Source organism: Janthinobacterium sp. FT14W (genome assembly GCF_009208755.1).
GTDB lineage: Bacteria > Pseudomonadota > Gammaproteobacteria > Burkholderiales > Burkholderiaceae_D > Janthinobacterium > Janthinobacterium violaceinigrum.
The window spans coordinates 1-274 of the sequence record NZ_WFLL01000161.1 but is presented as its reverse complement, the minus strand read 5'-3'; the positions used below and the strand labels follow the sequence as shown (position 1 = coordinate 274).

Below are 274 nucleotides of genomic sequence, written 5' to 3'. Positions count from 1 at the left end.
ACGCAGGCTGGTGTGGTGGGCAACAGCGGCAGCCTGTACGCGGCCGGCAATCAGCGCCTGCAGGTCACGGGCACCTTGAGCAATACGGGCGTGATCGTGGCGCAGGGCGATAACCGCATCACGGCGGCACGCATCGACAGCGGCACGCAAAGCCTGCTGGGCGCCGGTGTCAAGGCCGACGGCAGCCTGGGCGCCAGCGGCGACCTGACCCTGACGACCACGCAAGGAATCACGGCCAGCGGGCAGAACCTGGCGGCGGGCCACGCCAGCCTGA

General features: G+C 70.1%; 1 protein-coding gene. It reads left to right on the top strand.

From position 1 onward, the window contains the following. On the top strand, positions 1–274 hold a 274-nt coding region (locus GCN74_RS28440), incomplete at both ends, for a hypothetical protein (RefSeq protein ID WP_152259718.1).